The sequence below is a fragment of the Caproiciproducens puteiluti genome (genome assembly GCF_052442865.1).
In the GTDB taxonomy this organism is placed as follows: domain Bacteria; phylum Bacillota; class Clostridia; order Oscillospirales; family Acutalibacteraceae; genus Caproiciproducens.
Genome location: NZ_CP194790.1, coordinates 3,570,138 through 3,582,969 on the forward strand (window position 1 = coordinate 3,570,138; position 12,832 = coordinate 3,582,969).

The window sequence follows — 12,832 nt, forward strand, 5'->3', positions numbered from 1 at the left end:
CTAATGGATCTGGCTGCAAACCTGATTTTTTCCGAATGAAATGCGCTAGATGCTGGAAATTCTGCGGTTCAGCGCGTCAAGCGTGGCTTTTACGACCGCATAACCGGCATCGTCGCCGACAAAGGAGCTGCCCAGATAACGCTCCACGCTGTTTCTGAATTTGACCGCAATACAAACGGCAACCGCTTTCCCTTCGGTAAGGTCGAACAGCTTTACATCTATAGGGGAAAGCGACATATCCGGCTCGATAAAGTTAGTAACCGCATTCAGAGTCGCCTGGCAGATCATTTTATTGACGTCCACACTGTCATTTAAGGCGGAGGCTTCCCCGCTGAAGGTGGACTCTCCGTCGCAAAGGGAAACGGCAGCCGTAGAACGGTTCTTGCTCTTTGCAATGCTGATCTCTTCGAAAACGAGCCTGTCCTTTATTTTCCGGCTGTTTTCCGACGGAATCTGAGCGATACTGATCAGCTTATGGTCAATCGTCGTATTGAACTGTACCAGGATGGCGGACTGAATGTCACGCGCGATCTGCTTTGGCGAGCGGCTCATATCGGAAAGCACATGGATTTCAGTGATCGCATCGCCGGACTGGACAATACTGGATTTCATTACGCCCGGCAGCTTGTCTATCAGATCGGAATATTCTTTTATGATTGTGCTTTGACTGTTCTCCATTTGAGAACCCTCCGTTTTTTAAACTGTATGTGCAGAAATATCTGACCATCTGCGCCATGGGATTGAATGAAAGCGTTTTCTACATATTCATTCAAATTATATTAAATTGCATCCTGTTTATCAATGCCTTTTGGAAATATTTTGAAAAATCGTCTGCTAAAATTTATAAAAAAATACATCCCGCGGCAGAATCCGCGGGATGTACGGCAATATATGGCTGCGATTTATTTCGGAACGTGAAAAGCAGCCACTTATCAGGTTTTTTTAATAAATTCCGTCCGGCAAACAGGACAGGTAATGCTGATTTTTCCCTTTCCTTTCGGAACGCGCAGGACATTGGAGCAATGGGGACATTTGTAGTACCGATGGGTCTTTCTGTCCTTCATTCTGTACGAGGTGTTATGCATCCAGCTCCGCAGCCGGTAAAACGTGCGGCGAAGGCGTTCCTGAACGGGACCCCACCATTTCAGAAAATGGGTGTTTTCCTGATACCGCCTGCTGATATTTTTTGAAAACATCCTGTAAAAGCAAAGCACAAGGGGAACATAGGCCAACAGCAGCAAAACCGGCAGCCTGAAAAGCTGCGCGATCAGGGACAGCAGCACATAGAACACCGCCAGCGCAACGGAAAACTGATCGGTGCCGTATCTTCCCATCATCATTCTTCTGAACCAATCCATCGGGCAATACTCTCTCCTTCATTGTACGGTCGGCAGGATTTCCCAGCGTACCTCAATAATATAATTATAGCGCACGGAGGTGGAAAATATCTAAATAAACAGTAAACTTTTTAAGCAAAGCGTACCTCGGGCATAACGGCCAGCTCCGAAACCGTCGTGCTGTGCAGGTCGGCCAGGCGTCCGTCGGCCAGCCGGGCCCTTCCGTCCGCGCCGACAAACAGGTCTGTTCCGCACAGGATATTGTTTCCGATATACCGTTCATCCCGATCCAGATCAAAAACGAACAGCGGCCCGCCCTTTTTCCCGCGTTTGGAACAGACGTACTCGTAAATTCTGTCCTCCAGTTCCCCATCGCCGCGCCCGGCGTTGACATAGCAACCGAAAATACAGCCGCAGTCAATCATCCGCTGCCGGAATTCCTCGGAGGTCAGCCGCTGCGCATTCTCCCCGGTATAGCCGACGTGGAAGCCGTAGAAGCATTTCCCCGCGTGCAGCTGCCGCAGCGCACAGTTTGCTTCATCCTCCCCGCAGCCCGCGGACATATCGACGGACAGAATCAGGTTCGGCGTTTTCATCAGCTGTTCCTTATTCCGGTCAAAGATAAAGTTGGGCGTCACCGCCGCAAAAAAGCAGCATTCCTCATGATTTTGGCAAAGCTCCAGAATCTGCCCCAGCCGTTCGGCGGAATCCTCAATCTGAAAAACATAGGTATAGATACCGAGGGAAACGGCGTCCGAAACAATTTCCTCCACCCGGTGCAGCCCCAGCGAATCCGCATGGTCCGGACCGCATGCAAACCGCAGCAGCCACGGGAGTTTTCGTTTTACGGCGGCTTCCTTTGTCCGAAGGAGCTCCGCCCCGTAATTCAGACAGCTGTACCCGAAATTCAGGCTGACGGTTTTGACCGTCTCCACGTCAACATTCCGGATCATATTCAAAATCAGCTCATAGTACGGATTATCGGGATTTTTTAAAACCTCATGAGCAATTTCAAAAAAATGCTTTTGAGCCGCCGTTTTTGAAAAATTGTCGCCCATATCCGCCAGATTGCGGATACTGCGCCGGGGGTCGTCCCGAATATCCCGGATTGCCTTTTCTATGACCGCGCCCACGGCGGTACGCATCATCTTATGTCTGTATTCCATTTTTTACGCTCCGTTTGCAAACCGATATTTTTACGGCATCCCCCGGCTACGGATAAAAGTTTCGCGCCTGAAATAAAATGCCGGTAGTACCACTATAGAATGGATCCCCGCGGAATAAAATAGACAGTTTCCGGTTTTGTCCTGTTTTTCGACAAACAGGGGGATATGTCTAAAAAAGGAGGTGCCCGGCAGGGCTCCCGCGCCAGAGTAAATTTCCCATACGGAAAGCCGCGAACACGAACGGTATTCGCGGCTTTTTCCTGAAAAGCGCATATCCTTTATTGCGGTATCCCTACAGGGTGAGCGCGGCTGTCTTTCCTCCGATAAACCGAAGCAGGTCCTGCGGCGCGACTTCCACCTGCGCGCCAATTTTTCCGGCGCTGACGATGATGGCCGGCAGCTGTTCGCAGCTGCTGTCAATCACCGTTTGGAACTGCTTTTTCATCCCTACGGGCGAACAGCCGCCGCGGATGTACCCGGTCACCTTGTTGATTTCGTCCACATGGATCATTTCCACCGATTTCTCGCCCACGCTTTTGGCGGCCGCTTTCAGGTTCAGCTCCTGCGCGACGGGGATGACAAACACGAAATATTCCCGGCCGGCCCCACGGGTGACCAGGGTTTTAAAGACCTGTTCCACGTCCTGTCCCAGCTTGTGCGCCACGGAAACGCCGTCGATCTTTCCGTCCTCATGGTCGTAAAAATAGTGGTTGTACGAGATTTTTGCCTGATCCAGAATCCGCATTACATTCGTTTTGTTGTTGTCCTTTGCCATTCTCAATCTGCCTTTCGTCGCCGTAACGAAATTACTGCTCTATTTTCCATTTGATTCCCTGCGGAGTGTCCTCCAAAACCACATGGCGGGCCTTCAGCTCGTCGCGGATTTTGTCCGCGGTCGCCCAGTCCTTGTTCTTTCGGGCCTCTGTGCGCTCCGCGATCAGCTTTTCGATTTCCTCATCAAGCGCGGATTCCTTTTTGACATAGAGCAGACCGAGCACGTCGGCAAGCTCCTGGAACAGGTTCAGCGCAAAACGGCACAGCTCCTTTGACGGCGCGGTGGAAACGTTCAGGCTGGAATTGATGTCGCGCGCCAGATCAAACAAAGCGGAAATCGCGTCGGCGGTGTTGAGGTCGTCCTCCATCGCATCGATAAAGTGGTCCTCATATCCGCTCAGCCTGCGGCGGATGTCGTGCTCGCCCCTCTTTTCGCCGGAGGGCGCGTGCTCCATCAGGAATTCCAGGTTGTCGCGGCAGTTGTAAAGCCGTTCCAGCGCCGCCTGACACTGTTCGATGACCTCCGTGCTGTAGTTGACGGGCGTGCGGTAATGCGAGGCGACCATCAGGTAGCGGATCGGCTCATAGCCGTACCGTTCGGCAACGTCGCGCACCGTAAAGAAATTGTCGAGGCTCTTGCTCATTTTGCGGTTGTCCACATTGATGTAGCCGTTGTGCATCCAGTAATTGGCGAACGGCACGTTATTGCAGCATTCGCTCTGCGCAATCTCGTTCTCGTGGTGAGGGAAGATCAAATCCTGACCGCCGCAGTGGATATCGATGGTCTTGCCCAGATAGCGGCGCGCCATGGCGGAGCACTCGATGTGCCAGCCCGGCCTGCCCTCTCCCCAGGGTGAAAGCCAGCTGGGTTCGCCCGATTTGGCGCCCTTCCAGAGGGCAAAGTCCATGGCATCCTCTTTGATTTCCCCGGTGGCGATACGCGCGCCGGCCTGCAAATCCTCCAGCGGCTGGTGGGAAAGCTTGCCGTAGCCCGCATCCTTTTTGGTACGGAAATACACGTCGCCGTTTTCGGCGGGATAAGCGTAGCCCTTCTCAACCAGATCGGAAATAATGCTGATGATCTCGTCGATGTTCTGGGTCGCGAGCGGATGAATGGTCGCGGGGCGGACGTTCAGCCCCTTCGCGTCGGTCTTGTATTCCTCAATATACCGTTCGGAGACCGTCAGGTAATCCGTGCCCTCATCGTTTGCCTTATTGATGATTTTGTCGTCGATGTCGGTAAAGTTCTGGACGAAAATCACCTTCATGCCGCGGTACTCGAAATAACGGCGCAGCACGTCAAACACACAAATCGGCCGCGCGTTGCCGATATGGATGTAGTTGTACACCGTAGGGCCGCACGCGTAAATTTTGACTTCCCCCACAGTGAGCGGAACGAACTCTTCCTTCCGGCGCGTTAACGTGTTATAAATTTTCATCTTCTTTTTCCTCTCTTTTTCCGAGCGCTTCTTCAAGCAGATTTTGTATGTTTTTCAGTCTTACTTCCATCTGGCAAAGCTCCTGCGCAACCGGGTCCGCAACGTGGATCTGGTCCAGATTGCACGGCCTGACGCCGTTCAGACGGACAATCCGCGCCGGTACGCCCACCGCCGTGGCGTTGTCCGGCACCTCGTCCAGCACCACCGCGCCCGCCGCCACACGGGCGTTGTTCCCTACGCGGAAGGGGCCGAGCACCTTCGCGCCGGAACCGACCATCACGTTGTCGCCGAGGGTGGGATGGCGCTTGCCGTGGTCCTTGCCGGTGCCGCCGAGCGTCACGCCCTGGTACAGCGTGCAGTTGTCGCCGATGACGGTGGTTTCGCCGATCACCACGCCCATGCCGTGGTCGATGAACAGCCCTTTTCCGATCTGCGCGCCGGGGTGGATCTCGATCCCGGTTTTATGCCGCGCCCGCTGCGATAAATACCGCGCGATGAATTTCATGTTACGCTGGTAAAACCAGTGCGCCCTGCGGTAGGCACGGACCGCCTTGAAGCCGGAATAGAGGAAATACACCTCCAGCCGCGACCTTGCCGCCGGGTCGCGGTCCATCACCGAATCAAGTTCTTCTTTCAGATTGTTAAACATACCTGCCTCCAATAAAAAAGCCGCCCACGCCCCCCGAAAGGGACGGAGGCGGTCATTGTACCGCGGTTCCACTCCGTTTTATCACTATATCAGCGGTTAACGGTGCCGGCCGTGCGGAGATACTGATCTTCCCCCCGCCTGCTCACGGATGCATTTCGCCGCCTGCCCTGCAAAAAGCGCTTCCAGCCCCGGCGCTTTCTCTCTGATGCCCGCACTGCGGTTACTTCTTCCGCTCAACGCATTTCAATCGTACTGATAATATAGCACGATTTTCAAAGAATGTGACAATAGTATATACCAAAATATTAGTGAAGTAAACCCCCGTCAAGGCCATGCTTTATCATATCCCTTTTCGGTGAGTTTATTTTGTCGTATTGATGACCCCGATATTCTGAACAATATAAATCACGCCGGAAAGCAGCGCGAAGAAGGTCGCAATCAGGATCAGAGCGTAGCCCACACCGTCAAAAAGCGCCGCGCCCGGCACCCCGCCGAAGGTAAAGGCGGGAATCCATCCCATGGAAACCAGCTCCTCTGCATACTGGAAAAGCAGAATGGCGACGACCGCGATGATCTGGCTGACCGTCTTTGTCTTGCCCCAGTTATTGGCGGCGATCACAACGCCGCTGTCCACCGCGACCAGCCGGATAGAGGTCACCATAAATTCCCGCGCGATGATCAGGATCACGCACCAGGAGGCGGCCAGCCTGAGGTCGACAAAACATACGAGCGCCGACACCACAAGGATTTTATCGGCGAGCGGGTCCAGGAATTTCCCGAAATTCGTAATCTGGTTGTTCTTGCGGGCCAGCTTTCCGTCGTAGTGGTCGGTCAGCGCCGCGCCGGAAAACAGGATCGCCGCCCAAAGATAATGGTGCGGAATCTGGGGGATCAAAAGCACCGCTACAAAAAAAGGAACCAGAACAATGCGCAGAACGGTCAGTTTATTCGGCAGGTTCATTTCCTTTCCTCCTTAAGTATGATTTCTCCGGTCAGGTCACAGTCGATACATTCGGTTATTTTCACATCCGCAAAGCTTCCGGCTTTCGGTCTTCTTCCCTTTGCGGTGAAGAATATTTTCCCGTCTATATCGGGAGAATCGGCGTACGAGCGGCCGAACCAGCACCCGGCGTAGCGGTCGAACCCTTCCACCAGTACGCGGTAAGTCTTCCCGACCTGCTTTTCGCCCCACTCCTGCATGATGTTCATCTGGTCTTCCATAATCCGTTCCATCCGGCGGCTTTTCACGTCCTCGTCGATCTGGCCGGGCATTTCCGCCGCGGCGGTGCCCTCCTCCTGCGAATAAGTGAAACAGCCCAGCCGTTCAAACCGGATTTCGCGGACGAATTCCGCAAGCTCGGTAAAGTCCTCCTCGGTCTCGCCGGGGAAACCCGTAATCAGCGTGGTGCGCAGCACCAGACCGGGAATTTTCTCCCGCATTCTGCGGATCAGGGCGGTCAGCTCCGCGCGGCTTCCCGTGCGGCGCATCGCCTTTAAAAGCCTTTCGCTGCAGTGCTGGAGCGGCAGATCCATATATTTTACGATCTTCTCCTCCTGCGCAAAGACGGTAAGAAGCTCGTCGGTAATATAATCGGGATAACAGTACAGCACGCGAACCCAGGAAAGGCCGTCGATTTTACACAGCTCCCGCAGCAGCTTCGGCAGCCGGAGCTCCCCGTAAAGGTCCCAGCCGTAACGGGTGGTGTCCTGCGCGATCAGGATCAGTTCCTTCGCGCCGCCGTGGACAAGGTCCTTCGCCTCGCTTACAATATCCTCCTGTGTCCGGGAACGGTAGGGCCCGCGGATGAACGGAATCGCGCAGTAGGCGCAGCGGTTGTCGCACCCTTCCGCGATTTTCAGATAAGCGAAATATCCCGGCGTGGACAGCCGGCGTTCGCCGCTGAGCGGCAAAAGCGTCTTTTCGGGAAAGCTTTCCACCTTTACGCCGCCGAGGGCTTTTTCAATCACCGCGGCAATGTCGCTGTCCGCGCCGATACCGGCAACGGCGTCCACCTCCGGCAGCTCTTTGAGGATTTCCTCCCGGTAGCGCTCGGCCATACAGCCGGTAACGACGATCGCCCTGATCTTTCCCTCCGCCTTCAGCCTGGCAAGCTCCAGAATCTCTTCGATGGATTCTTTTTTCGCCGCGTCGATAAACCCGCAGGTATTTACGATTGCGGCGTCCGCAAGAGCGGCGTCGTCGCGGATTTCGTAGCCCGCTTTCTGCAGGGTGGCCATCATCATTTCCCCGTCCACCTGATTTTTGGCGCAGCCAAGGCTCACCAGTCCTACACTATATGCCATCTATTCGTCCTCATTTTCAAATTGATTGATCGCGGCGCGGATATCGTCCCAGCCGTAGCCGAGTCTCTGCAGCGCGGCAATGCTCCTGCGGCGCCCCTTTTCGTCGCCCAGAAGCCGCCCGTACTTTTTATCGAGCAGTTCCCGGATTTTCTCCACGGGGTCGGGGGCCTTTTCGTCCAGAATCTGCTGTACAAGCTCTTCCTCAATCCCTTTTTGCAGCAGCTCCCGCCGCACACGCGAAGCGGAATAGGCTTTGCGGCGAAAGAGGTCGGCCGCCAGGTCCCGCGCGTATTCCCCATCGTTGACAAGGCCCAGCTCCGCCATATGCCGGGCCGCCGCCTCGGCGGCTTCCCGGGTGGTGACCCGGCTGATCTTATCGGCAAGCTCCTTCTGAGAATGGTTCCGGTGTTCCAGCAGATAAAGCGCCTTTTCCCCGGCGCGCCGGTTGTCGCTTTCCAGAATCAGCTCGTGCAGCCGGTCGTCGTCGATTTCGCGGCCGGGCCGAAGGCCCGACCTCAGAAGCGTTTCCGTGTCGATATTCCCGGCGAATTCTCCGTCCAGAAACAGCGCGGAAAGCCCCTTCCTGCGCGGTTCCACCGCCGTAATCAGCATCAGTCGTCCGCGGAGATGTCAATGTTCGCGGAGCGGCCCCGGCTGCTCGTTTTCGCGGGCGCGGGGGGCGCGACCTCCACCGGTTTGACGGCGGGAGCCGGGGGAGCGGTCTTTGTGTAAAGCTTCCCCACGTTTTCCCTGACAAGGGCTTCCACTTCATTTGCAATATCGGCGTTTTCCGCCAAAAATACTTTCGAGTTGTCGCGGCCCTGTCCCAGCCGTGTTTCCTTGTAGGAGAACCACGCGCCGCTCTTCTGGATGACGTCCAGCTTGACCGCAAGGTCCAGCAGCTCGCCTTCGCGGGAAATTCCCCTGCCGTACATCACATCGAACTCCGCCTCGCGGAACGGCGGGGCGATTTTATTTTTTACGACCTTCGCGCGGGTGCGGGAACCGATCATTTCGGTGCCGTTTTTCAGCGTTTCGATCTTGCGGATATCGATTCTTACGGAAGCATAGAATTTCAGCGCGCGGCCGCCGGGGGTCACTTCCGGGCTGCCGTACATTACGCCGACCTTTTCACGCAGCTGATTGATAAAAATAGCGACGCAGCTCGATTTGGAAATCGCACCGGCCAGCTTGCGCAGGGCCTGGCTCATCAGACGGGCCTGCAGGCCGACGTGGCTGTCGCCCATTTCGCCCTCGATTTCGGCGCGCGGCACCAGAGCCGCAACGGAGTCGACGACGATCACGTCGATCGCGCCGGAGCGCACAAGCGCTTCCGTAATTTCAAGCGCCTGTTCGCCGGTGTCCGGCTGCGAAACCAGCAGGGAATCCACGTCGACGCCCAAAGCGCGGGCGTACACGGGGTCCAGCGCGTGTTCCACGTCGATAAACGCCGCGTTGCCGCCGTTTTTCTGTCCCTGTGCGATACAGTGGAGAGCGAGCGTGGTTTTACCGGAGCTTTCCGGCCCGTAAATCTCGGCGATACGGCCGCGCGGAAGGCCGCCGATCCCCAGCGCAAGGTCCAGCGACAGGGAGCCGGTCGGGATGGCTTCCACATGCATGGCCTCATTCTGACCCAGACGCATGACCGCGCCCTTTCCGAACTGCTTTTCAATCTGTGCCAGTGCCGTTTCAAGCGCCGCGTTTTTATCTGTTGTCGCCATTTTTCCCTCCGGTTTATGACAGGCCGCGGCTGTGCGGATTCCCCCGCAGCGCGGCCTCAAATTTTTTATCATCTAAAAAATTATATCGTATTTCCTGCCGAAAATCAAGACAAGGAAAGAAAAATTCGAACAAATGTTTAATTGTTTTTGTGGATACCCGCAACGACCCGGTCAAAGCCGTTAAAGTCTTTGACTACGCGGATTTCAGACAGCCCGGCGTTTTGAAAAAGGCGCGCCACCGGTTCCGCCTGCCCCTCGCCGATCTCCACCGCCGCCGCGCCGCCGGGCTTCAGCTTCGGCAGCCAGAGCGAAGCGATCGCACGGTAAAACAAAAGGCCGTCCTCTCCCCCCAAAAGCGCCGTGCGCGGTTCCCGCCGCACCTCGGTCTGGAGCGTCCGCAGCTCGTCGGCGGTCACATAGGGAGGGTTGGAGACGATGCAGTCAAAGGAAGCGAACCGCGCCGCGCTTTCGGGATCTAAAACGTCCGTTTGTACGGATTTCACCCGACGGAGCCCCGTATTTTGGATATTGAGGTCAAGATAGGAAAGCGCCTCGCCGTAAAGCTCCGCCGCGAGTACGGACGCGCCCGGAAAGAGGGAAGCAAGCCCCAGCGCCACCGCGCCGCTTCCGGAGCAGAGGTCGATAATTTCCGGGCTTTCCCCGCCGCGGAGCAGCTCCGCCGCCGTCTGGACCAGAAGCTCGGTTTCCTCCCGAGGAATCAGCACGCCCTCGCCGACCGCAAGCGTAAGCCCCAGAAAGGGCCAGCTGCCCAGAATATACTGCAGAGGCCTGCCGCCCGCGCGTTCGCGCGAAAGGCGGAGATATCCCTCCGCCTTCTGTTCCCCCGCCGGTTCGGCGGCATGGACGATTCTCTTCTGGCGGTCAAGGCCGAATACCTTCTCAAACAGGCAGGCAGCGTCGAACGCGGGGCTTTCAATCCCCGCGCCGGCCAGTATGTTTTTTCCCATCCGGTATGTTTCGCCCAGTGTCAAGCTGCTCGCACCCGCTTTTTCCTTTATTCGCCGATCTTGATTTTGTCCTCGCCGTTTTCCGGAATGACCTGTTTCATGGCTTCGATCGCCACCTCGATCATGCTGTCGTCCGGCTCCTTGGTGGTAATCCGCTGCACCCACAGTCCCGGGGCGGCAATGACGCGCGTGAAGGCGTTGTCGTGACGGCCGCACAGGCGGATAAATTCGTAGCCGACGCCGACGATGAGCGGGACGCACAAAAGCTTGACCACCGTCCTGACAAACGGGTTGCCGAACGGAATGAAGAATCCCACGATAATGCTTAAAAGCAGCATAATGACCAGAAAGCTTGTCCCGCAGCGCGGGTGGAACCGGCTGTGCTTGCGCACGTTTGCGACGGTGAGCTCCTCGTCATTCTCATAGCAGAAGATGGTTTTATGCTCCGCGCCGTGGTACTGGAACAGCCGGTGGATTTCCGGCATGCGGGAGCAGAAATAAATGTACCCGATAAAAATCGCTATGCGCATGGCGCCCTCGATGAGGGAACGCCACGGCGCTATGGCCGGACCCGCCGCGTAGTCGCGGATCAGATTGAAAAGGATCGTCGGCAGAAAGAAGAACAGGCCCACCGCCAGCAGAAGGCCCAGCACGGTGCTCGCCACCATAATCGCGTTCATCATTTTATCGCCGAAGGTCTTTTCGACCCATTTGTCAAATTTGGACGGTTCCTCGTCCTCTTCCAGACCCGCCTTGTCCACGGAATAGGAAAGCGCCTTGTACCCCACGGAAAGCGAATCGATAAAGCCCGCGATTCCGCGCAGCAGCGGCAGGCGCAGGATGGAATATTTATCCCGCATCTGGCCGGCGCTCATTTCCTGCGTGGAGATGGAACCGTCGCTCATGCGCACGGAGGCCACCGTTTTTTTCGGGCCGCGCATCATGATTCCCTCCACCAGCGCCTGTCCCCCGATGGACGTGATGCATTTCGTCTTTTCTCTAGCCATTATTTTCGGAATTCCTTTCTTCGTTCGTTGTCTCGTCGGTCTGCGGCTGGGTTTCCAGCTGTTTTAAGGTCGGTATAAAGATGGTGACGGCGGTCCCCACGTTTTCATGGCTCTCGATCTCCAGGCTGCCGGAGTGAAGCTTCATGATTTCGTCGGCAAGCGCAAGGCCGATTCCTGAACCGCGGATGGTCTGATTCGCCTTGTAGAATTTCTTTTTCACCTTTGGAAGATGCTCCGCCGGAATCCCGCAGCCGTTGTCGCTGATCACGACGCGGATAAACCCGCCGGACTCCGTCGCGGTCACGCTGATGGTGCCGCCCTCCTCGGTATATTTCAGGGCGTTGTCGATGATATTGACAAACACCTGCCGCAGGCGGTTGATGTCGCCCAGAACGGGCGAAAGCATGGCGGGCTCTTCGTAAAGCAGGAATTTATGTTCCATATTGGCGCGTTCGCTGAACATATAGACCGCTTCGCCCAGCTCGGCGAGAATGTCGATCTTGTCCATGGTCAGCGTCATGCGCCCGCTCTGCATCCGGGAGAAATCCAGAAGCTCCTCCACAATCCCGGACAGGCGCTCCGATTCACGGATAATGATGCCCATGCCTCGGTCCAGCGTCTCCTTGTCGTTCCCGCCGCCCTGCATGGTTTCCGCCCAGCCCTTGATGGCGGTCAGCGGGGTGCGCAGCTCGTGGGACACCGAGGAGATAAAGTCGTTCTTCATTTTTTCGGCGGCGCCCAGCTCGTCGGCCATGTCGTTGATGGTGTCGCAGAGCTGGCCGATCTCGTCGTCGTTGCTTTTTTCTATTCTGGCCTTAAAGTCACCCTGCGCAATCCGCTTGGCGGTCGCGCCGATTTCCTTGATCGGCGTAATAATCGAATTCATAAAATAATAGCTCGAAACAATCACGAACAGAATGATCAGAAGCCCCGCGAGAATCAGGGACCCCAAAATTATGGCGACCTGCTTGTCGGCCTCCTCCAGCGAAACCACATAGCGGATGGCGCCCACAAAGCCGCCCTCGTTGTTTCGCATGACGCGCGTAACGGCCATCACCTTTTCCCCGCTGGTCAGGCTGCCCGTCCAGGTGCCGTAGCCTCCCGTGCTTTCCAGCGCCAGCTTATAGTCCGGCATGGGCTGGCTTTCGTCCGGCGCAAAACCCACGGAGGTAATGATGATCTTCCCGTTGGAATTGAACACCATCAATTCCATACTCTCTTTATTGGGGAAGTTTTCCACATAATTGCGGGCGGCGGTGCTGAATTCCTGCGGCGATTTTCTGCCGTAGTCCGCGAACACGTTGGTCAGCTCGTCGGAGCGGCTGCTCAGCGCCGTCTGGATTCCATTGTACACATAGCCGCGCACAACATAGGAAAGGACGAGGATCAAGGTAACCAGAATGAGCAGAATGACACCCAGACTGTTTAAGAGCCATCGCCTGGTAATGCCGTTCGTTCTCATGCCGA

The 12,832-nt window shown here is 56.0% G+C and carries 13 protein-coding genes and 1 other annotated feature; all 13 genes read right to left on the reverse strand.

Features of this window, described 5'->3' with window-relative positions:
• Positions 1-45 precede the first annotated feature (45 nt).
• Positions 46-678, reverse strand: a complete 633-nt coding sequence (locus ACRQU7_RS17270; protein ID WP_444642170.1) for a hypothetical protein — start codon at positions 676-678, stop codon at positions 46-48.
• Positions 679-932: 254 nt separating this feature from the next.
• Entirely contained in the window at positions 933-1,358 is a 426-nt protein-coding gene (locus tag ACRQU7_RS17275) for a hypothetical protein (protein WP_444642172.1), read from the reverse strand.
• 110 nt (positions 1,359-1,468) lie between these two features.
• Positions 1,469-2,503, reverse strand: coding sequence for a hypothetical protein (locus ACRQU7_RS17280; protein ID WP_444642174.1), 1,035 nt, complete (start codon positions 2,501-2,503; stop codon positions 1,469-1,471).
• Positions 2,504-2,795: 292 nt separating this feature from the next.
• Complete coding sequence (gene ybaK, locus ACRQU7_RS17285) at positions 2,796-3,278, reverse strand: Cys-tRNA(Pro) deacylase (protein ID WP_444642176.1); 483 nt, start codon at positions 3,276-3,278, stop codon at positions 2,796-2,798.
• A gap of 31 nt (positions 3,279-3,309) precedes the next feature.
• The gene (cysS, locus tag ACRQU7_RS17290) at positions 3,310-4,716 is read right to left on the reverse strand and encodes a cysteine--tRNA ligase (RefSeq protein WP_444642178.1); all 1,407 of its coding nucleotides are present in this window, start codon (positions 4,714-4,716) and stop codon (positions 3,310-3,312) included.
• Positions 4,703-5,365, reverse strand: coding sequence for a serine O-acetyltransferase (gene cysE / locus ACRQU7_RS17295; protein WP_038325983.1), 663 nt, complete (start codon positions 5,363-5,365; stop codon positions 4,703-4,705). Before cysE ends, cysS begins: the two co-directional genes overlap by 14 nt.
• 41 nt (positions 5,366-5,406) lie before the next feature.
• Positions 5,407-5,611: a binding site (T-box leader), on the reverse strand.
• 115 nt (positions 5,612-5,726) lie between these two features.
• Positions 5,727-6,326, reverse strand: a complete 600-nt coding sequence (gene pgsA / locus ACRQU7_RS17300) for a CDP-diacylglycerol--glycerol-3-phosphate 3-phosphatidyltransferase (RefSeq protein ID WP_444642181.1) — start codon at positions 6,324-6,326, stop codon at positions 5,727-5,729.
• Positions 6,323-7,669: a 30S ribosomal protein S12 methylthiotransferase RimO gene (rimO, locus tag ACRQU7_RS17305; protein ID WP_444642183.1), complete on the reverse strand. Its 1,347-nt coding sequence runs from the start codon at positions 7,667-7,669 to the stop codon at positions 6,323-6,325. The genes pgsA and rimO overlap by 4 nt, the downstream gene beginning before the upstream one ends.
• Positions 7,670-8,281: a regulatory protein RecX gene (locus tag ACRQU7_RS17310; protein ID WP_444642185.1), complete on the reverse strand. Its 612-nt coding sequence runs from the start codon at positions 8,279-8,281 to the stop codon at positions 7,670-7,672. It abuts the gene before it with no gap.
• Positions 8,281-9,390, reverse strand: coding sequence for a recombinase RecA (gene recA / locus ACRQU7_RS17315; RefSeq protein ID WP_141826417.1), 1,110 nt, complete (start codon positions 9,388-9,390; stop codon positions 8,281-8,283). The genes ACRQU7_RS17310 and recA overlap by 1 nt, the downstream gene beginning before the upstream one ends.
• Positions 9,391-9,527: 137 nt before the next feature.
• Complete coding sequence (gene prmC / locus ACRQU7_RS17320) at positions 9,528-10,358, reverse strand: peptide chain release factor N(5)-glutamine methyltransferase (protein ID WP_444642188.1); 831 nt, start codon at positions 10,356-10,358, stop codon at positions 9,528-9,530.
• Between the two features lie 47 nt (positions 10,359-10,405).
• Complete coding sequence (locus ACRQU7_RS17325) at positions 10,406-11,365, reverse strand: DUF1385 domain-containing protein (RefSeq protein ID WP_444642190.1); 960 nt, start codon at positions 11,363-11,365, stop codon at positions 10,406-10,408.
• Positions 11,358-12,827: an ATP-binding protein gene (locus tag ACRQU7_RS17330; protein ID WP_444642192.1), complete on the reverse strand. Its 1,470-nt coding sequence runs from the start codon at positions 12,825-12,827 to the stop codon at positions 11,358-11,360. The genes ACRQU7_RS17325 and ACRQU7_RS17330 overlap by 8 nt, the downstream gene beginning before the upstream one ends.
• Positions 12,828-12,832: the final 5 nt, after the last annotated feature.